Here is a 26807-nt window from a genome sequence, read left to right as displayed (position 1 = left end):
TAAACCTAATTTTACCCTTTAAACCTAATTTTACCCTTTTAAACCCAATTTTACTCTTTAATCTATCTTCCTCAAACCTCAAGAATTTCCGCGCTCAAAGGGTTCCTTTCTGGCTTTAACTGCTCATTAACAAACCTGCTCCAATCCTATGCCTGCGGGGAAAACAGGTCGCCACATGTAAATCAATAGAAGCGTAAACTTTCCAGGATTAATCTGCTTAAAAACAACAATTCCAAAGGTTGCCGCAAGAATTAAGAAAATAAGTACAGCGAAAATAAGTGCAGCGGCAATTATACTGTGATCCTTTCCCTTCACCAGGTCTTCTCCCATTCCGCCTCAGATAAACAGATTTTTAAACAGGTTTTATTCCTGAAACTTTATTTATATTAAATATTATATAATTCTTTATAATTTCCATTTTGCTTAAATATCCTGCTTTATACGAAATTTATTGATCCGCTTCTTATTTCAAGAAAAAAAGATATTTCCACAAAAATTAACTTAAATACACAGGGGGGGTTTGCAAATGGCACAGAAAACAATAGAAAGATCCGAAGAAGAATGGAAAAAAGTGCTCACGCCCGAGCAATATCATGTCATGAGGGAGAAAGGTACAGAAAGACCCTTTTCCGGCAGTCTGTACTATAATAAAGAAAAAGGAATTTACACCTGTGCTGCCTGCGGGCAAGAACTATTTTCCTCGGATACAAAGTTTGAGTCTGGCACAGGCTGGCCAAGTTTCTATGATGTAATCTCGAGTGACAGGGTAAAGCTCAAAGAGGACACCAGCTATTTCATGAGCAGAATAGAGGTAGTGTGTTCTCGCTGCGGAAGTCATCTGGGTCACGTTTTTGACGATGGACCTGCACCAACCGGGAAGCGTTACTGCATTAATTCAATCGCTCTTAATTTTAAGAAAGAAGGGGAAGAAGACAAGCAAGGCGGAGAAGGAAAGTAAGCTCAAAAAAGAAGTAGGAAGACCAAACCAGGAAGAAAGTAGGAAAATTAAACCAGGAAGAAAGCAGGAAGATCAAACCGCAAAGAGAGTAGGAAGATCAAACCAGGAAGAAAGTAGGAAGATCAAAAACCAGATCAGGTTAAGCGGATCTTTGAAATTTACAGATTCTACAGCTGGAGAAAGGGGGATTTGGGCGGAACTTGAAATTGCAAAAAAAGTATTTTGAGATATTAGGATTTTTAATCTTTTTAATCTTCTACCTTCTGTTTTTCAACCTTCTATTTCCTATTCAGGACTCAGACACACCAGTCTATGTTCCGGGCACACTAATTTTTGCTTTATTGGGATATTGGTTAGGAGGCATCCTGTACGAGAAGTATATAAAGTGAAAAATACCTGCTCGAAAAATATTCTGACTTCACAATCTAAGATGTATCTATATAGAGATTTTACTGAACTTTGATTTTCATAATCTTTATCATAGATTATAACAATCTATTGAATGGATGTTAAAAGCAATAATTTTTGATGCGGATGGGGTTCTTGTAGATTCCATGTATTACCAGGCCGAAGCCTGGATTAAAACCTTCAAGGAAGTGGGTATTAGCATCACCAGGGAAGATATTTACGAACTCGAAGGCTCAAATAACCAGAGGTTAATTAAATCAATCTTCGAGAAGGCGGGAAAAGAGCTTGAGACCTGGCATTTAGAGCAGCTGCCTGAAAAGAAACGCGAAGCTCTTGAATTTGATAAAATAAAACCCTTTGAAGGTATTCTGGATTGCCTTAAGGAATTAAAACAGCACTTTAAGCTTGCCATAGTTTCCGGGTCACATGTCGACACGGTAACTGAGGTTGTAAATAAGTATTTTTCTAACTGCTTTGACGTCATAGTTACCGGCAGCGACCTTGAGCGTGGGAAACCTGATCCCGATCCTTATCTCAAAGCCCTTGAGATGCTCGACCTGACAAAGAATGAATGCATAGTAATTGAAAATGCACCTCTGGGCATAACTGCTGCCAAGAGGGCAGGACTCTACTGTGTCGCGGTTGCAAGTATGCTTGAACCTGAAAAAGTAGAGCATGCGGATCTTGTACTCGAAGATCATGCTGCCCTTCTCGAATATCTGAAGAGCCTTATCCCAAAGTGATCGCAGTTCTCTCCTGATCACTTCTCCACTCAGCCCAAGTTTTCAGAGATATTATTGACGGAAATTAAGGAGGCTTTTCAGAACGCTTTTTCTTTAAACTCTTTTTCAAGCATTTCTCTCACAGCACTGGGACCATTCAGTTCTCGGGCAAGCCTTCGCAACCTTTGAGTTTTATTTCTGTACCTTTCTTCCTCAAGAACTTCCCGGATACATTCGAGAACTACCTCAGGAGGTGTGGAATAGCTGAGCATCCTTCCATAGCCCTCCTCTTCAATCACTTCAGAGTTATTTTCCTGCTCGCTATGCTCCTTGTCAGGAAAAGAAAGGATAGGAATTCCGAAGCTCAGGGCTTCTATAATGGTACTGTGCCCTCCTGGGGCTATTACTGCATCCGAGCCCTTCATGTATGGGTATGTATCTTCTATGAACTTAAGGAGTTCTACATTTTCCGGCAGGTCAGCAAGCTTTAAGGGATCAAGGGAGGGACCTGAAATTAGAGTATAGTTGATAGAAGTATCAAGCTTTGCGGTCTCGATTACTTTTTTGAGAATAGGTTCCCTGTATCCGAAACCTCCAATAAGGGAAACAATATGCGGCTTTTTAAGGGGAATTTGCTCCACTTCTTCATACTTCTCCCTTAAAAGGGGACCACTGTAGAATACTTTTTCCTGAACTTTACCCCGGAAATTCAGATTTTTCCTGCAAACGGTGTAGGGAGGGGGAAAATCAGGAACAATTATTTTGTTTACTTTCTCAAAAATCTGGTTGTAGAAGCTTCTTGTCATTTTCCCAAGAAGTCTCAGAGAAACTCCTCGATTTTTAAAAAATTCCTCCATATTTGATTGGTTCAAAATAAGGTATACTGGAATTCTAAGTGTGAAGCCGGCAAGCGTTCCCAGATAATAGCTGTCCGAAAAGATGACATCGGGATCTGTATCTTTTATCAGCTTCAGAAGCTTTGGTCCCCCTAAAATATCTACGTTTTTAAGAGTTGCCTCAATTGAACCCTTGAAATCCAGGGTTCCCGCCTTTCCGATAAGCTTTATTTCAGAAGGAATTTCATGTGCCGAATAACCTGTCTTCTCAACCATTTCCTTTGAGTATCCATAAGCTCCGAAATGTACTTCGTGCCCGCCCGCAAGAAACTCTTTTCCAAGTGCCAGGCATCGGCTGGTATGACCAAGTCCCTCTCCACAGATTAAAATAATTATTCGCATTCCCATCCTTTCCTTTAAAGCTGTACTTATTTTCCCTTTATTCTTCCCTTAGTTTTCAGCTTTTAATTCTATATTTCTGGTCTTATTAAAAAATTTGCGGACAACTTCCGGCTTAGCATTCAATCTACGAGAATTACTGGGAAAACATTAGAACAACGTCTAATCTATAGAGTGAGACTTACTAATCTTTAGAATTAGAGAATTATGAGGATTCTAAAATAAAAGGAAAGGAAGTAACATGGGAGAGTTATATAAAACTTCCTACTGATGGCACGGTTTTTGGTCTGTTCATATATTTTTTTGTCCCACGCTACTATTTATCGATACTCTTCTCAGGTATATATGCTTTTCTTTTTTCTATGTAATTCTTCAATTAAGTATTGTTCTTATGCTCTTAGAATATATTTTATTTCTCTAATTTAATTTTACATTTTGTTGTCCTGCCTTCTTCAATTCTTACTCTTTATATTTCTTTTTTGTCAATTTGTTAACTGAGTGAATCAAAGGGCAGAAAAGAAGAGCACAAAATGATGACAGCCGTGTAAAATCATTGCAAAAACAGAGGTTAAAAGTAGTAAGAAATGAGGAGAAATTCACGGATTCAAATTGAATTTAAAAAAGAAAAAGAGAACTGAGGGCTTAGAAGCCGTAGTTCTCCGGCAGGAAGACTTTAACTTCACTCTGGTATTTTGTGAGGCAGTCGTCCATGAACTTGTCCATATCGTCTGGAAGAGCTTCGAGGGCTGCCTTTGCGTCTGCGAGGGCTTTGGCTTCGAACCTGGAGAGCTCGAGCTTGCCAGCGGCACCTTCGCTGACGATGTTGCAGCATTCTATTGCGGCGTTCTTTGCTCTGAGGTAGATGTTCTCTCCGTCCTTGACGATTGCTTCACCGACTCTGTATGCGTTGTCGTATGCAAGCACATAGGCCTGTGGGTCTCTGTACCTGTCGGAAAGCATGAGAAGGTCTCTGAGAACTTTGTCGTTCTTGGTTTCAAGAGCGGTGTTCATGAGGGCGCAGTCGTATGCGAGGGACTCTGCCCAGCACTGAACAGTTGTACCGCCGAATTCACCGTGGTACTCAACAGACTCGTTGGACCAGCAGTCACAGCACTGCATAATGAGGTTACCCATAACATCGGAGTGGGCACAGGTGGAGGTCTTACCTTCCTGGGTCATCGGCATACCAGTGATGGCTTTGACGATGACGTTTTCATATCCGCAGTCCTTACCAGGACCCTGTGCTCCGCATTCGTATGCAACAAGGGACCTTGGGGCAGAGATTGCCCTTGCGATGATTGCGAGGGTGTGGGCAAGGTTCTTGTCAAGCAGCCCACCGCCAATGAACATTGCGGTATTTGCCTGAGCGCAGTCGGTGTCACCAGCTGCAACAGTGCCGGTCTTCTTTGCGATTGCGGCAATGTCGGACCAGATCAGTTCCATGTCAATGGAGCCAAGGCAGCCGATTGAGTAGAGAATACCAGCAATGTCGTTCCTGAGAACTGCATAGTCGAAAACTTCCTTACCACCCATGCTCTCTACGGAAAGCAGGTCTGCACCAGCCTTAGCGCATTCTTCAAAGGCTTCGAGGAAGACAGAGTACTTGTCGCCTCTGAGCTGGAGGAAATCCCTGTTCTCACGGATGTCACCGATTGTGTGGCGGAGTGCGCACTTTATGCCGTATTCATCGTGATATTCTTCCATGATGGTCTTTTGGGCATGTGCAACTTCTGCTCCCCAGGAAGGGTTGTTGGACATCTGCTGAACGTGTTCGGTTTCGAGGATAACTGCTGGGAAACCGACCTGGACCATCCTTGACATAATGTCGGTGGTGATCCTCTCATATTCCCTTATGAGTTTTTCCTTGGATGCACCGGCTTCTGGTCTTGGTGCGTAGTTAACTTCAGGAATTGTGTAGCCTGCACCGATCTCGAGACCGAGGCCTGCCTTTACTGGGTACTTGGATACGCCAAAGGTCATTTCGTCTGCGCTTGCGTATGCCATTGAAGTGTATCTTTTTGCTGCCATTTAACTCACCTCAGTGCTTGTGGAATTTCTCTCTTAATGCTGCGATATCTGTAGTACCTGCAACAATTGCGTCAGCAATCTTAGGGGCATCAGCGGCTTCCTCACCGTAAATGCCAAGTTCGTACTGGGATACGAAGTCCTGGTTAACTGCGCCGCCGCCGCATGCAAATGGAATCTTATATCCTTTCTCGAGGAGCTTGTCGTTAACTTCCTTGAATGCATACATGGTGGTGGTCATAAGTGCAGTACCTGTTACCATTATTGGGTTGTGCTCAGCAACTGCTGCAAGGACTTCGTCCACTGGGACGTCCCTTCCGAGGTCGACTACATTGTAGCCGTTTGCCCTGAGGAGAGCGGTAACGATGTTTTTCCCGATGTCGTGAACGTCACCCTCTGCGACGTGGCAGACAACAGTTCCCTTTGTTACAGGAGCAACTTGGGAGTTTTCCTTGCAGAATTCGATACCTGCGAGCATGGCATCAGCAGACATCATGACATTTGGAAGGAAAATTACACCTTCATCATAAAGTCTTGTGACAACGCCCATACCGACCATGAGAGCGTCATCGATAAGTGCAATTGGGTCCTTGCCTGCATCGATTGCTGCCTGGAGACCCTCGATAACGTCATCTTCTTCGCCTTCGAAGATGGCTTTTGCGATCGGGTAAATAAGTTCGTCTTTAGGATAAAGCTCTTCTGCGGCTTCTTCAGGTGTCATTGCCTTTTCCAGAGCCACATTGTATCTGGTTAATACCTTTTTCAGACTTGCCTCTGTAAAGTCCAACATATTTTTAAACCTCCGTTTTGGTTTTTAGCAAAAAGGTCGTTACCGTTCCCAGGTCTGCAGTCCCGGAAATATTCGGCATCGTGAGTTCCGGCTTTTCCTCCGTGAAATTTTCCTCTTTCTGGAGCATTAAGTTCTGAAAAATCTGCAGTATATCCGTGCCATAGGATTCTTTCGCCAGATTTTCTCAGCAACCTTCCAGCGAAACTAATCTTCTCCTTTTCACCGGAACTTTTCCTTTTTGAGCAGTTCGCTTGTCTATACTTTTAACAAGCGTATACAGCATAATTAGGGGAAATCATCACATATACCATAACCGGCGGGAATTTTTTCCTTGTTTTTACAGAACAACACGAGATCTAAAATTTTGAACCGATTGCACTGCTTTATACCTGAAATTTTTTGCTGGCTTCTTTCCTGAAAAATGGACCTTAAATTTTTGAGGTGAATTGACCCGATTTCTCAACTTATGATAAAAATTTGGATTTGAACTTTGAATATTTTTTTGAACAATTCAATTATTCAGATAAAAGCGATCAAAAATTTCAATGTCTATTTTGAGTTTTCATAATTTTACATAATTTTATTATTCGACCAGTCTGGACATGTAATATTTTATTCCTGCCGGCTGATATCGTTTTTAGGGAAAATTAAGGGTATTCCAAAACTTCATAAATTATATTACCTTGATGCCCTTACGTTTGAAATTTTTCATCCAAATCCTTTTATATAAATGATAATATCGAATATTCCCAATATATGGCACAAACACTTTTTCCCATTCAGATCCTGCAGGACCAGACTGGAACTCAAATTTTCATCCGTCTTTGCGCGGAGACTTTAGTGTCACACGATACAGGTATTTTATACTTATACAAAAACGCGATAGAAGTGGTTTGAATGCAACATGAGTTAATAGATGTCGTATTTCGTTCCCAGAAGAGAAGAGATCTCCTTTTACTCTTGGGAGAGAAACCAAGAACGATGGAAGAAATCAAAACTCTACTTGATGTTTCTCCCACAGCTATCCTGCCCCAGATCAAAAGGCTTACAGACAGTGACCTGGTTATTCAAAAAAACGGAAGCTATGAGTTGACAGATATGGGAAAGATTGTATTTAAAAAAGTTCAATCCCTTGTCAATGTCCTTATTTTGCTTGAGCGAGACAATTACTTGATCGAGCACGACCTCAGTGGAATTCCTCAGTACTTGCTCGATAGAATAGGAGACCTTAAGGGCTGTAAACTGATTGAAGCCGATCCGAGCCAGATTTTTGAGCCGCGTACAGAACTTTTGAATTTCTTCTCTTCTTCACGTTTTCTTATGGTATTTTCGTCCTTCTACAGACCTGAGTTCCTGCCCCTTTATACAAAACTTGGAAGACTGGAGTCAGAGGTTACCCTTATTTTCACGGAGTCAGTACTCGAAAAATTCCTGTACAATTATGAGAAGAAAATAAGGAAACTTTCTACAATGAAAAACACTGAACTTTTTGTCTATAATGATGAGGTCAAGCTGGCTGAACTCATGGTCTCGGATCATGGAATGATGATCTCACTCTTTGATAGTAATGGAAGATTCTATCATAATTACATGTCCTGTTCCGAGCCTGAAGCTGTAAACTGGGCAAAAGAACTTTTTGAATTCTATAAATCAAGAGCATGGAAGATCGATAGCGAGAAGAGCATTGATAACTTTGTCTGTACAGTTGAAAGTGAAGCTTTCCCAGAATCCATGCTACTCAGCCTGCACTGAGATATAAAAACAGTTTGAAAGGCAGCTTCAAAAGTAATCTGAAAGGCTATTTGAAAGGAAATTTATAAAGCAGTTTATAAGTAGTATATAAATTAATTTGTAAGGTAGTTTATAAGGTAGTTTGTAAGCAAATTGCAAGACAGCTTATGCAGGTTTAACTTTAGAGTCAGATTTCCAACCAAATTCCTGATATTAACCAAGAATTTTTCCGGAGTTAACTTTAATGAGCGCGGAACTGCAATTAATAGACACAATTTTCTTTTCGGACAAAAGGAAAAATTTGCTTTTACTCCTGAAGGAAGGACCAAAGACAATTGAGGAAATCAAGACCGAGCTTAACGTCAGTTCCAGCCCTATAATGGCTCAGATTCGTATTCTGCTCAAGGAAGGGCTGCTGGTGCAAAAAAGAGATAGTTATGAGCTCTCTATAAAAGGAAAACTTATTGTCCCCAAAATGGAACCTCTTCTCTCTACCTTCCGGGTTTTTGATGAAAACCATGATTACTGGGCAAGGCAGGATTTGAAGACCCTTCCTTCCCATCTGCTTGACCGGATCGGAGAGCTTGGAAGTTGTAAGGAGATACTGCCCAAAAGAACCCATATTTTTGATTACCCTCCTGAGATCATGGATCCTCTTTACAGGTCAAAAACAGTCATGGAGATCTCTTCGTTCTTCCGCCCCGGATATCCGAGCCTCTATCTCGACCTTGCAAAAAGAGGTATTGAAGTCTCGCTTGTTCTGGAGAGGTCAATCTATGAAAAACTGATTTCTGACTACAGGACAGATGCTGAAGAATTCTTAAGTTTGGAGAATACTCATCTTTTTGTCTGTGACAATAAAATTGAGCTTGCCTCCAGTATTGTTACAGATCGCTTTATTTCCTTATCCATGATCTCTAAAGAAGGAAGATATTATAATCATGAGATGGTAAGCTTTGAGAAAAGTGCCCTTGCCTGGGGGCAGGAGCTTTTTAAATATTATAAAGATCTGTCCGAAGAGATAACTGAATTGAAATCCAATTGAGATTCAAATAAATCCAGTTAAAGCTCAAATGAAATTTTAACTGAAGTTTAACTGGAATTTAAATTTTTGCCTCCAAAGTTTGATATAGTGTTATATATTAACTTCTTTAATATATGAAAAAGCAGGGTTTCCCAGCAGTTCTTGATAAAAATACCGAGATCCTCATTCTCGGGTCCCTTCCAGGAGATGTTTCTATCAGAAAACATCAATATTACGCGCATCCGGGCAACGACTTCTGGAGGCTGGTCGGCAGTATTATTGGAGAAAACCTTCAGGACATGAGCTATCAAGCCAGGCTTGATACTCTTAAACGTCACAAAATAGGGCTTTGGGATGTATTTAAAGCCGGAGAACGAGAAGGAAGCGAGGATGCAAAGATAAAGGACGAAGAAATAAACCAGTTCTCAATGCTGAAAGATAAGGCTCCTAACCTGAAACTTGTTCTTTTTAATGGCAAAAAATCAGGAGGGTATGAACCAATTCTAAGGGCAATGGGATATAAAACGAAAGTCCTTCCTTCCTCAAGCGGAGCTAACCGGCGGTTCCTGAAAAATAGAAAATCAGAATGGGAAGCAGCTTTAAAGTGTTTATAGGCTTTTCCTGGTTCCCACTCTCTTACAATTTCCAGATAATCGTGATTTTTGTTTGTAAAAGCTGCTCTAGCGTGTAGTTCTATTCTTTTGACTATCTGGTTTTTTGGGGTTATTCGACCTCTATAGCCTCTATAGGGCAAACCTCTTCACATGCGCCGCACTCTACGCATTCTTCTTCATCCACAGCTGCACAACCTTCGTCCTCATCAATGACGATTGCTTCTACAGGACACTCTTCCACACAGGTTCCACAGCCTGTACATTCTTCTTTGTTGACTTTTGCTGGCATTTTTATGACTCCTTTATTGCGTTTTTCTCAATACCTTTTCTGTACTCTTCCTATTACTGTCCTGTTCAGATCAGCATTTTGTAAGCATTTCGGTATTTAGAATCTAAATCAGTCAGAAATCCAAATCAGTCTGACTCTATTTTTATCTATGTTATTATATATATAAATTTGTTCTTAAAAATCTACCGATTATGACAGGGAAATAACTGGCAGGATCGGAGAGGAAATAATTCTGTTGAAGGCTATTTTCCTGAATGGGACCAAGAAGCACCACATCAAATTCCGCATTGAAATCTCCACAGATTACGATTCAGAGATTCTCGGTTTTATCGAATAAATTATCAATTAATATCTTTACTTCAAAATCGGAATAAGTGTTGCTAGTTATCAGGCACCCGGCATCCAAGAATTAAAGTCTATTAGCTTTAACAAAAAAGCATTAAATACAGAATGTTGGATTATTCCGACTATCAGGAGTCCCTGGAAAATGAAAAAAAATCTATCTCTTAACAGAAATTCCAACCCGACGTATGCCACTCTAGACGACTGGATTTCACACGAAACGGTTCCCTTCTCTGTAAATTCACCCGAAACCTTCAACGTCGCCGTCGACAGGGTTATCACCTCACTTGGTAGCTCGGTGAAGTTGCTTGGCTTTGGAGAAGCACTCCACGGCGGCGAAGATACTCATATACTTCGCAACCGGCTCTTCCAGCGCCTGGTAGAAGCACACGGCTACAGTGCCATTGCCATCGAAAGCAGTTTTCCCAGAGCGCACCTTGTGAATGAGTACATAGCTGGCCGCGGTCCGGCATCATATGAGGATTTGCAGGATTCCGGATTTAGCCACGGTTTTGGCAGGCTCGATGCGAATCGAGAGCTGGTGGAGTGGATGCGGCAATACAACGCTGATCCTTCCCATCCAATCAAACTTCGATTCTATGGCTTCGATAGCCCGACAGAAATGACCTACAGCGATAGCCCAAGGCAAGTTCTATACTTCGTTCTCAATTACCTTGCCTCGATCGATAGTGTCAGCAGCCAGAAACATCGAGAACGTATAGACGCATTTCTTGGTCAGGACTCTGATTGGGAGAACCCTGATGCAATGATGGACCCATCTAAGTCAATAGGCTTATCACCGGCTGCAACCTCACTTCGGATTAAAGTGGAAGATCTCATTATGGAATTGCGCCTACGCCGTCCCGAATTGGTAGCTAAGAGTGATGAGAGCCGTTATCTGGAAGCTGTGCAATATGCAGTGCTCTCCAGGCAGTTACTTAACTATCATGCGGTGCTGGCGCGGACTTCTGCCAAACCAAAAGAAAGGCTTGTCGAAGGCCTCGGCATTCGTGACCTGATAATGGCAGATAATCTGACGTATATGGTGTGCCGTGAACGCGGCAGGGGGAAAGTTTTTGCCTTCGCTCACAACAGCCACCTGCAGCGTGGAAAGGCGCAATGGCAACTGGGCACTGATTTACTCATCTGGTGGCCAGCAGGAGCCCAACTCAATGAGATATTCGGCTCACATTATGCCGTAATCGGAACAGCCGTGGGCGTTTCAGAAGCCAATGGCATCAGTGAACCCGAAGCCGGTACTCTTGAGGCTCGATTGACCAGCTCACCAGGACCGGGGCGATTCATTCCAACCTATAAAGGTCAGGGACTTCCAGCTTCTGAAATTGAAGCTCTTCCAATTCGCTCGGGCAGTATGAAGAATTCGACTTACTTCGCACTAACTCCGCAAAGCTTCACTGACTTTGACTGGCTTGCTGTCCTGGATTCAACGGAATACAGCCGCGGTGGTCCTCCATTGCAATAGCCGCAGGAGGGACTCCGAACTCTCAGCCTGATCACGAATCAACCGCTATACTCATTGAATGGCATGAGAAAGACTTCTACAACCTGGATGTTATAAAAGATTGGTATCCTAAGAAAGGGAATACAATAAATTAAGACAGCTTGAAGCTTACCAATTAAAGTAAATTTCTTCCACCACCACATTGAACTTTTTACAACTCATAACGAAAAGTCCTCGATTTTCTCAAAAAAGCGGATTTCAGGTTTTGTGATTACCCCTGCTTTTTTCATTATTTTTCTCAGTTCTTCGGATTCTACGAAGTTGGTTGCGTGTTCTTTTGTATCCCATTCCAAAAGGATGAAGATCTCATTGGGGTCATCCAAACTGCGGAAAAGCTGCCAGCCTTTACAGCCTGCTTTTTCTCTCCTTGATCCATCTTCATCAAAAACAGGTTTCCACTTTGAATAATCTTCGACCCTGTGCTTTATAAAAAAATATACTATAACTATCCCCCCGCTTTACCCAAAGGTTATTGTAAACAAGACTACGTACTTGAGATAAAGTCAAGTATGAGTTAGATGAAGGATTATGCTACTGAGTTTGTAATTCAGCTGCTTCAATCCTAATTTTTATTCTTTTTCCAAATCTCCCCATACTTTTTTCTCAATGTAAAATTACCAGCCTTATAATCTTTTGACCCCTCTTCTATTGATTTCATATCCTCTTCACTAAGAGGCTGCCAATCATAAGCACAAGTAGCTAATCTTTTTATTACAGAATCAAGAGATTCTTGAGGATATATTTTTCAAGCCTATCAACAATTCTTCCGCTTCAGATTCTATACTGATAGAGCTGTTGATAATGCCACAATATCTCATAAGATGTTATCTTATTTAAGAGCCTATTCGAAAATGTTGTGACTCACATTATCTGATGATTCCAATATCGAGCCTTTCTAACATAGAGTTTTATAGAAATCAAGAGGGTAATATTGTAGTAGATTTTAAATTGGAGATATGGTAGATTTAAATTGGGAATGACGGTTTGTATTGCTATTGAAAACACTGATTTTAATACATATACCCTTTATAAATCTCTGAGTTTCTTACAGAAATTTACAGAAATATAAGTCAATAAATTAATAATAAAATAGTATAACTGGCTTTACCGGTTATAGAAATTTTTTATTTGACTCAAGCCCAGGCTTGAGCTTCTTTGTTCATAATGTAGGCAACCATATCAGGGTTAAGTCTGCTTTCCCTTAAGATTCTCTCCTCAATCACCTCATTGGATTTACCTGCAATCTTCATTTCCTTTATTTTCTCAAAGACCGAGGGGGGAATGATATAATACTCGTTTATATCCTTTCTGTGACCCCAAACATCGCCTTCAATAAGCTGGATTCTCTGCATTTCAAGGAACATTCCAATGGATTTTGAGACCGTACGTCTGTAAGATTTTGGAATTTGTATAGCCTCAATTTTCGGGCAGGTTTCGACAAGTGTAAAAATATCCTTGTTCGACGGCCTGAAAGCCAAGTGAACAACACGTTCATTAGGATTTAATGTAAAGATTTCTTCTTTTGAGCTAACTACTCTAATCTTCATATCTTTCCCCTTGCAAAGTTTTTAATTTCATAGGACTTAAATATTTAAGGATTAAAAATCACAATCACTGCTAATTCCTTGTTTTATTCGATTTCTTTACATTTTTTACCCAATAGGCTGGGTTTAATAAAGAGCCATTTATAATCGAAATCACTTGGAAATCTTCAAATATATACATACTTATTTTTATTATATTTTATAAAAACAGAAAGAGAAATTTAAAACTTCATAATACTTTATACTCAAAATTAAAACATTATAAAACCAAAAATCTTTTTACTTTTAATGTATATCTCTTAAATAATAAATTTAACATATATGAAGAAGTAGTGGCTCTTTATATCTCTTTATAGTTCTTTATATCCAAACATACTACATCTTAGAAGTTTTTTTCTGTATGCCGGGGTTATTAAGGCTTTTTATGATATTACAGGAGCACATATGTAGTATTTTAAGGGAAAAAGGCTTATTATTTTCACAACAATGCTGCACTTACAAAGCACAGCCAATCAACTAATCATTCCTGTATATTTGTATATCAGCAGCCCTTCCCCAATTAAGGTACACTTATTTCTCTGGCATTGAAGGGGTTTGAGTGTGAGCGGGATTTGGTTTGTCTAGAGTTATAGAGAGAAAGGGAATTAGGAACGAGCGATACGCTGTAATGGTTCAGGTTCATTTCTTATACCACTAAACCGGATAGTGAACTCTGTCCCATTGTTTCTTTTCAGTTCAAGTTCACCATCTAACTGGTCTACAAGGGAAGTTATAAGCTGAAGCCCCAAACTATCGAGTTCTTTAATATCAAGATCTTCAGGTATGCCTATGCCGTCATCTGAAACAATTAGAACAAAGTCAGTACCCTTACAGCCATTGTTTTTGCATTCTCCTGTTTCGTCCCTATGGAGCTTGATTTGGATCTCTCCTTTATCCCGGTCAGGAAATGCATATTTAAGAGAGTTTGAAACCAGTTCGTTGATAATTATCCCTAGCGGAACAGCAGTATCCATATCTAAAAATAGGTCTTCTTCCAGATTGAGATTCAAGTTAACATCGGTTTCAAGCCTGTATGTAAGGAGCAGGTTATCAGCTAAGTCCTTGATGTATTTAGAAAAATTAAGCACATCGATATTTTCATCTTTGTACAGTTCTTCATGTATAAGAGCAATAGAAAGAACTCTGTCTATGCTTATTGCGAAAGCGTTCAACACTTCTGAATCTCTAATGTTGTTTCTGCCTTTAAACATCTCAGCCTGAAGATCCAGGAGAGAGGAGATTACCTGAAGATTATTCTTGATTCTATGATGGATTTCCTTTTTACGGGAAGTCTCGAAATTCATTAGAGCTTCTTCAGCTTCTTTTCGTTTTGTAATGTCAGTATGGAGGTTCAGAACCCCGATAAACTTACCATCCTTATCAAAAAGAGATTTGGAATTTGTATACATCCAGATAGGATGACCGTCCTTGCGTATAAGTTTAATTTCAAAACTTTCATTGGCGCTTTTACATCCCTTTTCTATCATCTGGCTGATAATAGCCTTACTTTCATTACTGAGAAGGTCCCACATCGATCTGCCAATAAGTTCTTCTGAACTGTAGCCAAGCATATCTTCAATCTTCTTATTGACAAAAGTAATTCTTTCTTCAGCATCAATTATGCTTATGCCTTCATTTGCGGTCTCAACGATATTGCGGTACTTTTCCTCACTTGCGCTCAACGCTTCTAAAAGAGCTTCGCGTTCAGCTAGCGATTGAGCCAGCTTGTTATTGCTATAGCTTAACTGTGAGAGTATATTGGCAATGGTCATGAAGAAAGACAAGGCTGTATCCACGGCTTTCCTGCTTAACCGCGGAACTTTCTCAAGTGCTGTTATATATTCCTCTTCGTTGAAGCCGTATTTTCTAGCCTGTGATCGGAAAAGCTCATAGTCAAGAGGCTCGTCATCAAAAATGAACTGCCCTGCGATGATATTGCCTACATGTTGGTTACTCACCATGATGGGAGTCAATATGTCCCACATATTGTTCTTGCACCTGTACAGCTTATACTCTCCAGGGAGTATATTCCTGGATTGTTCTACAATACTCTCTATACAGTGCTTGCAAGTTTCTGGGTGAGCCCTGTGAAATTTAGAGCAGATATCCTGGAATCCAGCACCTGCCAGAACGATGTTTTTGAGATCTCTTAAGCCAATTGGAATATGAGTAAGTTCATAGAAATCATCGATAAGGGACTGGATTGTTTGGATATCAATGATCTCGGCAAGCTCCACGTTCGCTATTTCCTTAGATCCACTTTCCTGAACTTTTTCATTAAGATCTTTCTGATTGTTTATATCAAATCCATAAATGTTTACACATTCTTCTTCGGGTAAGGGGTGAAAAGAGACTATGTATACTTCATTTCCCACTTTAACTTCTATTTCTTCGGCTTTATTCCGTGAAATTATCCCTTGCACAAAATCTATGATAAAGGGAGGCAATTTTTCTTCGACTCCCATGCCCCATCCACGCAATAAGTGCTCATATACCCCATTTGAGTAAAGAATCCGCCCATCTTTTCCCACACTGATTATAGGATCCGGATTCCTTTTGGGAAATAGCTTCATTTTTTCCATTTTTCCCCTCGGGATCTTCTTTGATAGTAATATGCCCTAAACAGGGTAGATTATTACTTTAGCTAACATTACTCCTTATTTTCAGCTCTGTAGAAACCCTCTAAATTCTATTTTTACCCAAAAATTAAAAAAATAAAGTTGTAAAAATGCTCCTTATTTTTTATCCCCACAGAAAACAAAGGAACAACTGCTATTGTTATCAAATAAGTGTATTAAATTTATCGGTTTTATCTTAATTTTGACCTTAACAAAAAATCGAGTAGATAGTCCAGCAAATATTCCCCTTTTCTGGATAGTTAAACATAATCCACATTTACCCTAACTCAATAACCCATTAAAAGGTATGCTATAATCCGGTGGATAATTATTAAGTAGGTAAATAAAAGAGATACAGAACTAATAAAAGAGATACAGAACTGAAAAAAATTATTAAGCCGCCGGAGGGATTCGAACCCTCGGCCTGCTGATTACGAATCAGCCGCTATACCGCTAAGCCACGACGGCAAATGAATAAGAAGAATAAGCAGACTTAAAATAGCGATCAAGAATTTAATTATTTCGCTCGGGCGGAGCTGTCTGCTTTTACAGATTCTGTATAATTTTGATTCATTTAAATAATTATGGCGTCCCTTAATAACCCTGACATTAATTAATAATCCTATAATTAATAACCCTGCATTGTTTAAATAATCCTGGCTTCCATGCAGATATTGTACTGGTGAGGGGCATAAGAGCGAACTACTCTTTTATCCAGAATTTCAATTTTCCTTCCTGCTTTTTCCGCAGCCGCCCTTATTAGTTCAATAGAGCTTTCGAAAAGGTCGTTCTCAGGGGTTATTCCGTAATAATGAATTATTCCGCCGGGCTTTGTCAAGAGCACCGCAGAATCCAGAAATTCAAAAGCTTTATGAGGGAGATTCATAATCACATGGTCAGCAGCGCCTGCAAACCTCTTTGCTTCTTCCCTGGCATCACCTTCGATTGCTTCGATGTTTTTCACAGAATTAAGAATTATATTTTCCCTGAGATACCGTACAGCGTCCGGGTTTTTATCGATTGCCAGGACTTTTGAAGGCTTTTTCTTTTTCGCAATCAGAATGCTGTAAGGACCTACGCCTGAAAACATATCAACAACGATATCGCCTTCTTTAACCCAGGAGAGAACTCTTGAGCGTTCAGTCGAAAGGCGGGGAGTAAAATAAACTCGCGCAAGGTCAACCTTATATCGACAGCCGTATTCCCTGTGAATTGTTTCGGTTCTGGGCTCGCCTGCAACAACCTCAAAATCCCTGACCCGGAATTCCCCAATTACAGGTGTAAGAGGCTTAAGTACAGTTTTTACATTTGGATGCGTCCGGAGTAAGGCGTCAGCAATTCTTGAGGCTTTCTGGGTATCAAGATCAGGATCTTCCAGAAGGGCAATATCTCCTATAACCTCATAGGCTGGGCTGAAACCAAGCAGATCTTCAGGAACAGGCTTTTTTTTCTGAATTTGGAAATCACATTCATTAAGCTCAGCTTCTTTAGGGAAACTCCTCAGTTCGTCAGGAGTAGGCTCTCTGGTCAGAGGAAGATAAAGAAACGTCTCATCTGCGCCTATTTTTACGGAACTGTCAAGAATCTCAAGCTTAAGGAGAATTCTTCTTGTTGATTCTCCTTTCTTTTTAGGAACTTTTATGCACTGCCTTCTCATGGAAAATCGACCTTTCGAAAGCCTAAGGCTATCCTTCTATTAATAAGCTGTCTCAATAACTGCCCAGTTACTTATCCTGCACTTATCCAGCTATTTTCCCAGACGTTAAAATCTGAAAAAATCAGAGAAGTCTGATGGGCTTTTCAGTAACGGAAGATTTCTCAGAATCTTTGCTTCCAAAGAGATCATTAAGCGTGAGCCTTATTTTCAAATAAGGTAAAAACACAACTTAACCTTAATGAGGTGCTAAAATTGGTAATGGGAGTGGGTATTAATCAACTCAGGGAAATCTCGCTTGGTTTGCAGGCTTCGACTTTATTAACTTATATATTTGGATTTACTGCACTGAAGCTAAGCCGTTTAAAGAAAGACGGAATTTTAAGACACGGGAAAATAAACACTGCCGGGTATACCCTTGGAGCCTTATCTTTACTGTTTATGTTATACTCCGGAATAAGGCTAATTATTGCCAGGGCGGCTCCTTTAATTATGTATATTCACGGTTTCCTTGGGATTATAACTCTGGCTCTCAGTTCCCTGTTCGTGGCTAACAGGTGGAGCTGGAAAACTGTCAGAAACATGAGGATTCTTTTGGTTCTCTTCCTGTCTACTTTCAGTGGAGGGGTCTACATGTTCTCAAAGTTTTATAAAAGAGATGCGCTTGCAAAAAAGAGATCTATTAAAAAGAAACTTGCAGCTAAAAGGTGCTAATAAAACCATAAATTCATAACTTCATAAGCTGGAAACCATATACAAGCTCAGGATGATTGATTAACCTGGCGACAATTTCTCGTAAAATGACTGAACTTTCAGAACAGTGTGGTCTAGTGTGGTCTGGACTTCATGAAAGCTAAGTTTTCAGGCAAGCTTAATTGAATTATTATAGTTAAGCATAAAATAAAACCCGAAAATAGCCAGAAATATCCCGCAGGTATAGAGAATATACCTGTGCACTTTTTGGGAGAGCAGGTTTTTCCCACGGCTGAACGATCCAGATACGATAGTAAACCAGCTCAGATCTGCTGTCCAGTGCCCGAGCATGTAAGCTATTGCAGATATAACTCCCAGCTCATATTCCTTAAGTATAAGGGCACTGCTCGCAGTCAGCCACCAAATCCAGAAATAAGGGTTGGATACTGAAGTAACCACGCCTATCAGGACGGGATTGGAAGTCAATTTCGAGCCTGGCGAACCCTGAGAGATCTGTGCAGAAATATCCGCGGCTCTGGCGTCCTTTATGGTGAGAAACCCGAAGACCAGAAGTGAAAGCCCTCCTATAAGAAAAATTGAAGAAATTACGCCGCTGTCTACGAGTGAAGCAGCCCCAGAGAGAATCATGAGATATATCACTGCTTCTACAATTATATGCCCGAATACGACTTTAGGACCTGTAAACCAGCCTTTTTTCAAAGAGGTTTCTATAGTTGCAAAAAGCATAGGGCCTGGAACGAGTGCGCCTGTAAGTCCTACAGAGAATCCTAAAAGCAAAGCTTTCAAAATTTCAATATTTATCATTATAGATCAAAAACTTAAAATTCTAAAATTTAAAACTCTAAAATTTCTAAAATCTTGTTTGAAAATAATCTCCGCTCAGTTAGCAACTAGACAAATAATGCAAAAATAGGATATTTCTCTATGTAATAATAGAGAAAATCTGCCAGTGAAAGAATAATAGAAAGAACTTAGAGGATAATTTCAATATCCAGTTCTTCTGCAAGTTCTTTGTACCTGTTTCGGATGGTAACTTCTGTTACGCCGGCTACATCTGCAACTTCACGCTGGGTTCTGCGTTCACCGCAGAGAATGGATGCAATATAGATTGCAGCTGCAGCAACTCCTGTGGGACCCCTTCCACTTGTGAGTTCCTTCTCGGAAGCCTGCCTCAGGATCTCAACGCTCTTGGACTGGACTTCTCCTTTAAGGTTAAGGCCAGAACAGAACCTTGGGACATAATCAATTGGTGAGGTAGGCATAAGTTTCAGTGCCAATTCTCTGGAAATAAAGCGGTAAGTTCTTCCGATCTCTTTCCGGCTGACCCTGGATACCTCTTCGATCTCATCAAGGGTTCTTGGAACGCTGCACTGACGGCAGGCAGCATAAAGGGCAGCTGCGGCGACACCCTCAATGCTTCTTCCACGGATAAGATTTTTATCCACAGCTTTTCTGTAGACGACTGCTGCAGTTTCCCTGACCGTTCTAGGGAGACCAAGGGCAGAAGCCATTCTGTCCAGTTCGGATAGTGCAAATGCGAGGTTTCTTTCAGTTGCGTTACTTACGCGGATTCTACGCTGCCATTTTCTTAAACGATAGAGCTGAGCACGGTTTTTGGAAGAAATTGACTTCCCGTAGGAATCACGGTTTCTCCAGTCAATCATTGTGGAAAGCCCTTTGTCGTGGATTGTGTATGTCATTGGCGCACCCACACGGGAACGCTTCATACGCTGATCATGATCGAAAGCTCGCCATTCTGGGCCCTCATCTACAAAATCGGCATCAATGACAAGTCCGCAGTCCCCACACACAAGCTCGGCACGCTCGTAGTCGTGAACGAGGTTTCTGCTACCGCATTCTGGACACACTGCCTTTTCCGTCTCAAAACTTTGCTCTTTTTGCTTCTCTTTGCGAGCTTTGATCATGGCACGTATTTTTTCCCTTTCAAGAGTGTCCGAATAGCGAACCCTTTCGATTTCTACCATATCATATCACCTTATAAGTTAAAATGACCATATGTTTACGTTTCCCGATACTTGGCTGCACCACTTAAATTACAGATACATAAAAGGAAGGAGAAGAAAAATCACGGCTATAACCAGCAAAAAATATATAACCCAGTTAATGTTAAACCATAATAAAGAATTAATACGCGCATTCAATGTCAGAGATCTCACCGAATATAGACTCTTTCATTAACGAGAGCCCGAATTTCTGAATCAGGAGTTCGTTTAAAGCCCTTCACTAAAAAATATGGATGGTGTACAGGTCCGAAAACATTGACAATTGTACCAATCCGATTCAGGGATTTATCTACAACGATTGAATTTAATTTAGGAAGACTGCCTGATACATTCTCGGGTTTTATCTCATCCCCTCTAACTATCAGGTTTTTAACACCTGACCTGTGCAGCACTTTACCGAGTCGTTTCATATTAGCCACGAGCAATTAATAGCTATTTCTCCAGCTCAGGGCAAAATTTCCTGGCTTTGAGCATATTATTCAGTCAGTCATAAATAAAGTTATATATTATAGACTGAAAAGCATATGTAGTCTATGCTCATCCTATATAAAGATATCGCAAGACCTATATTATACGTTAATATTAACTGAATTGAGATAGTAAAATATAAAATATAGGAGCCGGAATGCACAACCTTATATATTAAATAGACATTGTTGGCAGCAATCAGACCATAAATTTGGTCATATACAGTCATTAACTCCGATTAATCATCTCGTTCCAGGGAGGAGACTCATTGTCCAAATTCGTATATTTTTTTGGAAAGGATGTAACTGATGGCAACGGTAGTATGAAAGACTTACTTGGAGGTAAGGGCGCAGGCCTTGCCGAGATGGCAAATCTTGGAGTGCCAGTACCGCCAGGTTTTACAATAACAACCGAAGTTTGCGTACTTTATTTAAAGGAAAAGAAATATCCTGACGAAGTACTCAAACAGATCGATGAAGCAATTGATAAGCTAGAGACCTTAAATAACAAAAAATTGGGGGACCCAGAAGACCCGCTTCTTGTTTCTGTAAGGTCCGGAGCCAGGGTATCCATGCCGGGGATGATGGATACCGTCCTTAACCTTGGGCTTACGGACAAATCTGTTATCGGGCTCGCAAATAAGGTCAATGACGAAAGATTTGCTTACGATTGCTACCGCAGATTTATCTCCATGTTTGGAGATGTGGTTCTGGGAGTTGACTTCAGCAAGTTCGAGTCCCTTATTGAGGACAAGAAAAAAGAACTTAAAGTTGAGTCAGATACCGATCTCGATGCAAAAGCCCTGAAAGAACTGGCTGAGAGATTCAAGGAGGTAATCAGACTCGAAAAAGGATTCGAATTCCCCCAGGACCCAAGAGTTCAGCTTCAGATGGCAATTAACGCTGTTTTTGAGTCTTGGAATAATCCGAGAGCCATCACTTACAGAAAGCTTAATGGGATTGATGACAGCTGGGGTACAGCTGTTAATGTACAGACTATGGTTTACGGGAACAGAGGAAACACCTCAGGTACAGGAGTTGCTTTTACAAGAAACCCGTCGACAGGAGAAAAGAAGTTCTTCGGAGAGTACCTTATCAACGCACAGGGTGAAGATGTTGTTGCAGGCATCCGGACGCCCGACTTCATTGACACTCTTGGAGATAAAATCCCTGAAGCATATAATCAGCTTGTTGATATCTGCCAGAAGCTTGAAGCCCACTTCAAGGATATGCAGGATATAGAATTTACCATCCAGGAAGGAAAACTCTATATGCTGCAGACCAGAACAGGGAAACGCACAGCTGCCGCAGCCGTTAAGATAGCAAAGGATATGGTAGAAGAAGGGCTAATTGATAAGGAAACTGCAATCACCAGGGTTAAAGCCGAGCATATTGACCTTCTCCTGCACCCGAGAATTGATCCTAATGCAAAACTTGAAGTAGTTGCAAGGGGACTTCCTGCATCTCCCGGAGCTGCCGTAGGAAAAGTTGTGTTTACTGCAGAAGAAGCTGAAGAAATGGCTGAGATTGGAGAAAAGACAATTCTCGTCCGAACTGAAACCTCTCCTGAAGATATCGGGGGAATGGCAGCTGCTCAGGGCGTACTTACCGTGCGCGGAGGTATGACCTCTCACGCGGCAGTAGTCGGAAGAGGTATGGGCAAGCCCTGCGTTGTGGGGTGCGGAGAAATCACAATCGATACAAAGAATAATCTCTTCATGGTAAATGGTCAGATTGTCAAAAAGCACGATTATATCACCATTGACGGAAGTACGGGCAATGTAATTATTGGGAAAGTGGACCTGATTGACGCTGAAATAAATGAAGATCTGAAGCAGATTCTTCTATGGGCTGATGAAATCAGGACTCTCGGAGTGAGAACAAACGCAGACACTCCTGCAGATGCAAGTCTTGCACGTGAGTTAGGGGCTGAAGGTATAGGGCTTTGCAGGACTGAGCACATGTTCTTCGGAGAAGACAGGATTCCCGTAGTAAGGGAAATGATAATGGCAGAAGATGAGAAAACCAGGAAGAAAGCTCTCAAAAAATTACTTCCTATGCAGAAGGAAGACTTCCTTGGCATTTTCCGCTCCATGGAAGGTCTGCCTGTAACCATCAGGCTGCTTGACCCGCCCCTCCATGAGTTCCTTCCTGACAAGGAAGAGCTGGATGCAAAGCTAAGGGAGCTTGAAGCCTCAGGTGACTGCGGAAAGATCGAAGAGGTAAAAAAGCTCATCCAGCGTGTGACTTCCCTCAAAGAACTCAATCCTATGCTTGGCCACAGGGGATGCAGACTCGGAATAACCTATCCGGAAATCTATAATATGCAGGTGCGTGCAATTATGGAAGCAGCATGTGAACTTGCAAACGAGGGAGTCAAGGTGATTCCTGAGATTATGATACCGCTCGTAGGCCTGGTAAAAGAGCTTTCCGTCACCCGGGAAGATGTCCGCAAGATGGCAGAAACGGTCATGGCCGAGAAAGGCGTAAAGATCGATTACAAAGTTGGAACAATGATTGAGCTGCCCAGGGCTGCAATTACTGCAGATCAGATTGCAAAGGAAGCAGATTTCTTCTCCTTCGGAACAAACGACCTGACCCAAACAACCTTCGGGTTCAGCCGCGACGATGTTTCCAAATTTGTACCAATCTATCAGAAGGCAGGAATTCTCGAGCACGACCCATTTGCAGTCCTTGACCAGGAAGGCGTTGGCGAGATAATGAAAATCGGTATAGAAAAAGCCCGCTCCGTCAAACCCGATCTCAAAATGGGAATTTGCGGAGAACACGGCGGAGAGCCGAGATCCATCTGTTTCGCTCATGAGATAGGTCTCGACTATGTAAGCTGCTCCCCTTACAGAGTTCCTATTGCAAGACTCGTAGCTGCCCAGAGCACAATTAGAATGAAAAATAAAAAATAATTTATGAAATTTTAAATATTAATTTAAAAAAAGGCAGGGTTCCCATCCTGTTCTTATTATTTTTTTTGGAAAACTTAACTGCATGATGCAGGGTTGTAATTTTGTTTTAAAATTTTGTTTTAGAATCTTGATTTTTAAAAATTAGTTTTTGATTAATAATATACATTATAAATTTTTGATTAATAATATACATTATAATATATAATAATACAAAGTGCATCTCCTGAACTTACTATAATATTTTTTAGACCCAGCAAAACAATGAACCAGGTTATTGCGGCTTTCATTAGCCGCAACTTTCCCTGGAGTCTTCATTAGATCTGACGTCTTAGCTATTACTTATTCAATTATTCCTTATTTCATTCAATATTTTCTTGTGATCATATAATCGGCGATCTGAAGGAGCAGATCTTTTTCTGGGCAGTCCTGCAGAACGTCCAGCTTTGCTTTGCCTTCGTTGATATATGAAATTGCAAGATTCTTCACATAATCAATTGATCCACACTCTGTTAAGATACGGACAGCCTCGTCGGTTTCTTCCTGAGTTGCTTCCCCTTTCCCGAAAATGTCCAGTTTCACACCTTTCTCGAAAGCGTCGATTATGATAAGAGTGTGCTTTCCTTCCATAAGGTCGCTACCTCTTACTTTCCCAAGAACTTCCTCGGGGGCGACCATATCCAGAACATCGTCATACATCTGGAAGCCAATTCCTATAAGGCGTCCATATTCGGATAAAGCCTCAGCGACTTCATCAGAGGCTCCTCCAAGAAGGGCTCCGATCTTGGCTGCAGCGGCATAGAGAACCGAGGTTTTCTTTTCCACCATCTCAATGTATTCGGCTTTAGAAACCTTCTCTCTTCTCTCAAAGTCCATATCAAGCCACTGCCCTTCGCAGATTTCAGTACAGGTCTTTGAGAGGATATCCATGCATTTTAAAATCCTTACAGGTTCATTCTCGACTTTTGAGAGGATCTCAAAAGCTTTGGAATAAAGCGTGTCGCCCGCAAGAATTGCCCCGGCTTCGCCCCATATTTTATGGACTGCGGGTCTCCCTCTGCGAATATCATCTCTATCCATTATATCATCATGGATCAGAGTGAAATTATGTACAAGCTCCACGGCTACTGCTGCAGGCAGCACCGATTTTAGATCTGAGCCTACAGCTTCGGCTGCCAGAATAAGAACTGCGGGACGGAGGCGTTTTCCTCCCGCATCTACCAGGTAGCGAGAAGCTTTATACAACTCCTCGGGGGGGGCTACCGGCAACAGTTCATTAATCGCGTCATCAACATGGACACTTCTTTTTTTAATCTCATCAATCAGCGTCATAAACATCACGAGATACGGAATCTATTCCTATTCAATTATTCTTCTATATATAACACTTCGCCGTTTCTGAGAAGGTGTACTGTATCTCCGAGTATATACCCGGCGTCTTCCGCCATCTCGATGTAATGCCCGTGCATTTCCATATCCCCATGAGCAGGGATTACATGTTCAGGATTTATCATGCGCAGAAGTTCCCAGTGGTCTTCTTTATATGCATGTCCTGAGACGTGCACATTGTCATAGATCCTGGCGCCCCTCATCTTGAGCTTGGTTTCAAGAGCATAGCGGTTAGCCTGAGTCATGGGACTCGGGATTACATTTGCAGAGAAAATAACCCTGTCTCCCGGTTCAATTGTATAAGGGGTTTCTCCATTCGCGACACGTACAAGTATGGAACCTGGTTCGCCTTGGTGTCCGGTGACGATTGGGAGATACTTGTTCTTTCCTTCCTGGATAATACGTTTGAAAGCCCGATCGATATCTTTACGCTGACCATACATCTCGACATTGGAAGGCAATTCCAGATAACCTAGATCTCTCGCAGCTCCCACATAGCGTTCCATTGAGCGGCCCATAAGTACAGGAGTCCTGCCCATTTCTCCGGCTGCCTCAATAATTGCTTTTAGCCTGGGTATGTGGGAGGCAAAGGTTGTAATGATCATCCCGACTTCGGACTCTTCAGTTCCGAGCAACACATCCCTTACCATATCTTTTGCAATCTGTTCGGAAGGAGTCTTTCCTGAGCGCCCGGCGTTCGTGCTCTCAACAATCATTGCGATAACCCCTTCCTTTCCGAGGGCTTTGAGGCGCCCGAAATCCGGAGCTGCGCCCATTGTAGGAGTCCTATCCAGCTTAAAGTCGCAAGCGTACAGGATTGCTCCAACTGGAGTATGAACCACTGCAAGTACACAGTCAATGATGCTGTGCTGAATGTTAATGAATTCGACAGCAATATCTTCCGTAACCTGGTAAGTCCCGCCTGCATTCAAAGGAATAACCCTGTTGCAAACCTCAAACTTGCGCTCAGCCTCGATCTGTTGTTTGATAAGGGCTGCTGTATATGGTGTGGAGATAATTGGAGCGTTATACCTATGGGCAAGTTTCGGGATTGCCCCTATGTGATCAAGGTGCCCGTGAGTACAGACAATTGCCCGGACAGTTCCACTAATTTCTTTCATAATGGTATCATCAGGGATTGCCCCCATCTCGATAAGTTCAAGAGAATGCATTTTGTCAATTTCGACATCTTCATGGATCTGAACCCTATCGAGCCTGAGCCCCATGTCCAGAATGACAATGTCTTCACCTATAATAACTGCAGTCATATTACGGCCCATTTCATTGTAACCGCCGACTGCAACAATTCCTATTTCAGTCATATTTTTACCTTTTACCTCTTGATTTGTTTTTTATCCTTGTGAACCCAATCCTCAGAAAACGGATCAGGTGATGACCTTAAAGTTATAACCATGACTTGAACAGAGTACATAATATCAATAAGAAAGAATCAGCTTAGAGCAGTCACTTCTCAGACTTGCTCGCAGGAAGAACTCAACCCCCGGATGAGACAATTCAGGTTATATCCCTTACAGAAGAATCTTACTTCAGATATGTACTTCATACATTTGTTTTGTATACAATACTCAAATGCCTGTTAAATGCTCCAGAATTCCTTAGGCACGTCCATTGAATAGATTTTATTGCCAGATAGAACGAATTCTGACTATTAATCTAATTAACAGAAGCCTTTACGCACTCTTCCCTTACTGGCAAGTACTTCTCAGAACCTCATCTTCAACCAATCATGCAGGTTCCAACTTTAAAGTATTTTGAAAAC

General features: G+C 41.3%; 23 protein-coding genes and 1 tRNA gene. 9 read left to right on the top strand and 15 right to left on the bottom strand.

Annotated elements, in window-relative coordinates:
* Positions 1-126 precede the first annotated feature (126 nt).
* Positions 127-330 (bottom strand): hypothetical protein, encoded by a 204-nt coding sequence (locus tag MSTHT_RS11360; protein ID WP_048168557.1) that lies wholly within the window; start codon positions 328-330, stop codon positions 127-129.
* A 196-nt stretch (positions 331-526) separates the two neighbouring features.
* Here MSTHT_RS11360 and msrB point away from each other — a divergent pair, with 196 nt between their 5' ends.
* The 3 genes from msrB (at position 527) to MSTHT_RS11345 (ending at position 2109) form a co-directional block, all read left to right on the top strand.
* Positions 527-958 (top strand): peptide-methionine (R)-S-oxide reductase MsrB, encoded by a 432-nt coding sequence (gene msrB / locus MSTHT_RS11355; RefSeq protein ID WP_048167878.1) that lies wholly within the window; start codon positions 527-529, stop codon positions 956-958.
* Complete coding sequence (locus MSTHT_RS14615) at positions 858-1184, top strand: hypothetical protein (protein ID WP_197071780.1); 327 nt, start codon at positions 858-860, stop codon at positions 1182-1184. The genes msrB and MSTHT_RS14615 overlap by 101 nt, the downstream gene beginning before the upstream one ends.
* A 280-nt stretch (positions 1185-1464) precedes the next feature.
* Complete coding sequence (locus MSTHT_RS11345; RefSeq protein WP_048167876.1) at positions 1465-2109, top strand: HAD family hydrolase; 645 nt, start codon at positions 1465-1467, stop codon at positions 2107-2109.
* 77 nt (positions 2110-2186) lie between these two features.
* Here MSTHT_RS11345 and MSTHT_RS11340 read toward each other — a convergent pair whose 3' ends face one another.
* From MSTHT_RS11340 to mtaC, 3 genes are all read right to left on the bottom strand, one after another.
* Positions 2187-3326 (bottom strand): UDP-N-acetylglucosamine--N-acetylmuramyl-(pentapeptide) pyrophosphoryl-undecaprenol N-acetylglucosamine transferase, encoded by a 1140-nt coding sequence (locus MSTHT_RS11340; RefSeq protein WP_048168556.1) that lies wholly within the window; start codon positions 3324-3326, stop codon positions 2187-2189.
* A gap of 639 nt (positions 3327-3965) precedes the next feature.
* Positions 3966-5351, bottom strand: coding sequence for a methanol--corrinoid protein co-methyltransferase MtaB (mtaB, locus tag MSTHT_RS11335; RefSeq protein WP_048167875.1), 1386 nt, complete (start codon positions 5349-5351; stop codon positions 3966-3968).
* Between the two features lie 10 nt (positions 5352-5361).
* Positions 5362-6138 carry a methanol--corrinoid protein MtaC gene (mtaC, locus tag MSTHT_RS11330; RefSeq protein ID WP_048167874.1) on the bottom strand — a complete coding sequence of 259 codons (777 nt, stop codon included), beginning with the start codon at positions 6136-6138 and terminating at the stop codon, positions 5362-5364.
* An 897-nt stretch (positions 6139-7035) separates the two neighbouring features.
* Here mtaC and MSTHT_RS11320 point away from each other — a divergent pair.
* From MSTHT_RS11320 to MSTHT_RS11310, 3 genes are all read left to right on the top strand, one after another.
* Positions 7036-7890, top strand: a complete 855-nt coding sequence (locus tag MSTHT_RS11320; protein ID WP_181952199.1) for a helix-turn-helix transcriptional regulator — start codon at positions 7036-7038, stop codon at positions 7888-7890.
* A gap of 223 nt (positions 7891-8113) precedes the next feature.
* The gene (locus tag MSTHT_RS11315; protein ID WP_048167872.1) at positions 8114-8914 is read left to right on the top strand and encodes a helix-turn-helix transcriptional regulator; all 801 of its coding nucleotides are present in this window, start codon (positions 8114-8116) and stop codon (positions 8912-8914) included.
* A 113-nt stretch (positions 8915-9027) separates the two neighbouring features.
* A complete protein-coding gene (locus MSTHT_RS11310) occupies positions 9028-9507 on the top strand; it encodes a DNA-deoxyinosine glycosylase (protein ID WP_048167871.1) in 480 nt (159 codons plus the stop codon).
* Positions 9508-9616: 109 nt separating this feature from the next.
* On the opposite strand, the gene MSTHT_RS11305 is transcribed toward MSTHT_RS11310, so the two are convergent.
* Complete coding sequence (locus MSTHT_RS11305; RefSeq protein ID WP_048167870.1) at positions 9617-9796, bottom strand: indolepyruvate ferredoxin oxidoreductase subunit alpha; 180 nt, start codon at positions 9794-9796, stop codon at positions 9617-9619.
* Positions 9797-10283: 487 nt separating this feature from the next.
* Between MSTHT_RS11305 and MSTHT_RS11300 the strand changes: the two genes are divergently transcribed.
* Entirely contained in the window at positions 10284-11621 is a 1338-nt protein-coding gene (locus MSTHT_RS11300) for an erythromycin esterase family protein (RefSeq protein WP_048167869.1), read from the top strand.
* A 197-nt stretch (positions 11622-11818) separates the two neighbouring features.
* Here MSTHT_RS11300 and MSTHT_RS14135 read toward each other — a convergent pair whose 3' ends face one another.
* The 5 genes from MSTHT_RS14135 to MSTHT_RS11275 all read right to left on the bottom strand — a co-directional run bounded on the left by MSTHT_RS14135 (position 11819) and on the right by MSTHT_RS11275 (position 17518).
* Positions 11819-12088, bottom strand: a complete 270-nt coding sequence (locus tag MSTHT_RS14135; protein WP_231588259.1) for a putative quinol monooxygenase — start codon at positions 12086-12088, stop codon at positions 11819-11821.
* Between the two features lie 705 nt (positions 12089-12793).
* On the bottom strand, positions 12794-13207 hold the full coding sequence (locus MSTHT_RS11290; RefSeq protein WP_048167867.1) for a DUF1699 family protein: 414 nt from the start codon (positions 13205-13207) through the stop codon (positions 12794-12796).
* Positions 13208-13848: 641 nt separating this feature from the next.
* Positions 13849-15825 (bottom strand): sensor histidine kinase, encoded by a 1977-nt coding sequence (locus MSTHT_RS11285; RefSeq protein ID WP_052721884.1) that lies wholly within the window; start codon positions 15823-15825, stop codon positions 13849-13851.
* A 432-nt stretch (positions 15826-16257) separates the two neighbouring features.
* Positions 16258-16329: transfer RNA gene (locus MSTHT_RS11280), tRNA-Thr, on the bottom strand.
* Positions 16330-16507: 178 nt separating this feature from the next.
* Complete coding sequence (locus tag MSTHT_RS11275; RefSeq protein ID WP_048167866.1) at positions 16508-17518, bottom strand: class I SAM-dependent methyltransferase; 1011 nt, start codon at positions 17516-17518, stop codon at positions 16508-16510.
* Positions 17519-17770: 252 nt separating this feature from the next.
* On the opposite strand from MSTHT_RS11275, the gene MSTHT_RS15225 reads away from it, so the two are divergent.
* The gene (locus tag MSTHT_RS15225; RefSeq protein WP_231588083.1) at positions 17771-18229 is read left to right on the top strand and encodes a hypothetical protein; all 459 of its coding nucleotides are present in this window, start codon (positions 17771-17773) and stop codon (positions 18227-18229) included.
* Positions 18230-18376: 147 nt separating this feature from the next.
* Here the strand turns inward: MSTHT_RS15225 and MSTHT_RS11265 are convergent, their stop codons facing one another.
* From MSTHT_RS11265 to MSTHT_RS11255, 3 genes are all read right to left on the bottom strand, one after another.
* Entirely contained in the window at positions 18377-19033 is a 657-nt protein-coding gene (locus MSTHT_RS11265; RefSeq protein ID WP_048167865.1) for a LysE family transporter, read from the bottom strand.
* Positions 19034-19200: 167 nt separating this feature from the next.
* On the bottom strand, positions 19201-20214 hold the full coding sequence (locus MSTHT_RS11260) for a transcription initiation factor IIB (RefSeq protein ID WP_048167864.1): 1014 nt from the start codon (positions 20212-20214) through the stop codon (positions 19201-19203).
* A 188-nt stretch (positions 20215-20402) separates the two neighbouring features.
* Positions 20403-20663 carry a Gar1/Naf1 family protein gene (locus tag MSTHT_RS11255; RefSeq protein WP_048167863.1) on the bottom strand — a complete coding sequence of 87 codons (261 nt, stop codon included), beginning with the start codon at positions 20661-20663 and terminating at the stop codon, positions 20403-20405.
* A gap of 326 nt (positions 20664-20989) precedes the next feature.
* Between MSTHT_RS11255 and ppdK the strand changes: the two genes are divergently transcribed.
* Complete coding sequence (gene ppdK / locus MSTHT_RS11250; RefSeq protein ID WP_048167862.1) at positions 20990-23641, top strand: pyruvate, phosphate dikinase; 2652 nt, start codon at positions 20990-20992, stop codon at positions 23639-23641.
* A 363-nt stretch (positions 23642-24004) separates the two neighbouring features.
* On the opposite strand, the gene MSTHT_RS11245 is transcribed toward ppdK, so the two are convergent.
* Together MSTHT_RS11245 and MSTHT_RS11240 are read right to left on the bottom strand one after the other, a co-directional pair.
* The gene (locus MSTHT_RS11245) at positions 24005-24970 is read right to left on the bottom strand and encodes a polyprenyl synthetase family protein (RefSeq protein ID WP_048167861.1); all 966 of its coding nucleotides are present in this window, start codon (positions 24968-24970) and stop codon (positions 24005-24007) included.
* A 35-nt stretch (positions 24971-25005) separates the two neighbouring features.
* Positions 25006-26349, bottom strand: coding sequence for an RNase J family beta-CASP ribonuclease (locus MSTHT_RS11240; protein ID WP_048167860.1), 1344 nt, complete (start codon positions 26347-26349; stop codon positions 25006-25008).
* Between the last annotated feature and the right edge of the window lie 458 nt (positions 26350-26807).

It is taken from the genome of Methanosarcina thermophila TM-1, assembly GCF_000969885.1.
Classification (GTDB): domain Archaea; phylum Halobacteriota; class Methanosarcinia; order Methanosarcinales; family Methanosarcinaceae; genus Methanosarcina; species Methanosarcina thermophila.
Note: the sequence above shows the minus strand (reverse complement) of the source record. Positions and strands in the feature narration are given on the sequence as shown.

What these genes read in the sequence shown, in the direction of transcription:
- MSTHT_RS11310 (WP_048167871.1), top strand. Translation starts at nt 9,028, where the DNA reads ATGAAAAAGCAGGGTTTCCCAGCAGTTCTTGATAAAAATACCGAGATC.
- mtaC (WP_048167874.1), bottom strand. Translation starts at nt 6,138, where the DNA reads ATGTTGGACTTTACAGAGGCAAGTCTGAAAAAGGTATTAACCAGATAC.
- MSTHT_RS14615 (WP_197071780.1), top strand. Translation starts at nt 858, where the DNA reads ATGGACCTGCACCAACCGGGAAGCGTTACTGCATTAATTCAATCGCTC.
- MSTHT_RS11345 (WP_048167876.1), top strand. Translation starts at nt 1,465, where the DNA reads ATGTTAAAAGCAATAATTTTTGATGCGGATGGGGTTCTTGTAGATTCC.
- MSTHT_RS11300 (WP_048167869.1), top strand. Translation starts at nt 10,284, where the DNA reads ATGAAAAAAAATCTATCTCTTAACAGAAATTCCAACCCGACGTATGCC.
- msrB (WP_048167878.1), top strand. Translation starts at nt 527, where the DNA reads ATGGCACAGAAAACAATAGAAAGATCCGAAGAAGAATGGAAAAAAGTG.
- MSTHT_RS11260 (WP_048167864.1), bottom strand. Translation starts at nt 20,214, where the DNA reads ATGGTAGAAATCGAAAGGGTTCGCTATTCGGACACTCTTGAAAGGGAA.
- MSTHT_RS11285 (WP_052721884.1), bottom strand. Translation starts at nt 15,825, where the DNA reads ATGGAAAAAATGAAGCTATTTCCCAAAAGGAATCCGGATCCTATAATC.
- mtaB (WP_048167875.1), bottom strand. Translation starts at nt 5,351, where the DNA reads ATGGCAGCAAAAAGATACACTTCAATGGCATACGCAAGCGCAGACGAA.
- MSTHT_RS11240 (WP_048167860.1), bottom strand. Translation starts at nt 26,349, where the DNA reads ATGACTGAAATAGGAATTGTTGCAGTCGGCGGTTACAATGAAATGGGC.
- MSTHT_RS11255 (WP_048167863.1), bottom strand. Translation starts at nt 20,663, where the DNA reads ATGAAACGACTCGGTAAAGTGCTGCACAGGTCAGGTGTTAAAAACCTG.
- MSTHT_RS11340 (WP_048168556.1), bottom strand. Translation starts at nt 3,326, where the DNA reads ATGCGAATAATTATTTTAATCTGTGGAGAGGGACTTGGTCATACCAGC.
- MSTHT_RS11315 (WP_048167872.1), top strand. Translation starts at nt 8,114, where the DNA reads ATGAGCGCGGAACTGCAATTAATAGACACAATTTTCTTTTCGGACAAA.
- MSTHT_RS11360 (WP_048168557.1), bottom strand. Translation starts at nt 330, where the DNA reads ATGGGAGAAGACCTGGTGAAGGGAAAGGATCACAGTATAATTGCCGCT.
- MSTHT_RS11320 (WP_181952199.1), top strand. Translation starts at nt 7,036, where the DNA reads ATGCAACATGAGTTAATAGATGTCGTATTTCGTTCCCAGAAGAGAAGA.
- MSTHT_RS11305 (WP_048167870.1), bottom strand. Translation starts at nt 9,796, where the DNA reads ATGCCAGCAAAAGTCAACAAAGAAGAATGTACAGGCTGTGGAACCTGT.
- MSTHT_RS11265 (WP_048167865.1), bottom strand. Translation starts at nt 19,033, where the DNA reads ATGATAAATATTGAAATTTTGAAAGCTTTGCTTTTAGGATTCTCTGTA.
- MSTHT_RS11245 (WP_048167861.1), bottom strand. Translation starts at nt 24,970, where the DNA reads ATGACGCTGATTGATGAGATTAAAAAAAGAAGTGTCCATGTTGATGAC.
- MSTHT_RS11275 (WP_048167866.1), bottom strand. Translation starts at nt 17,518, where the DNA reads ATGAGAAGGCAGTGCATAAAAGTTCCTAAAAAGAAAGGAGAATCAACA.
- MSTHT_RS11290 (WP_048167867.1), bottom strand. Translation starts at nt 13,207, where the DNA reads ATGAAGATTAGAGTAGTTAGCTCAAAAGAAGAAATCTTTACATTAAAT.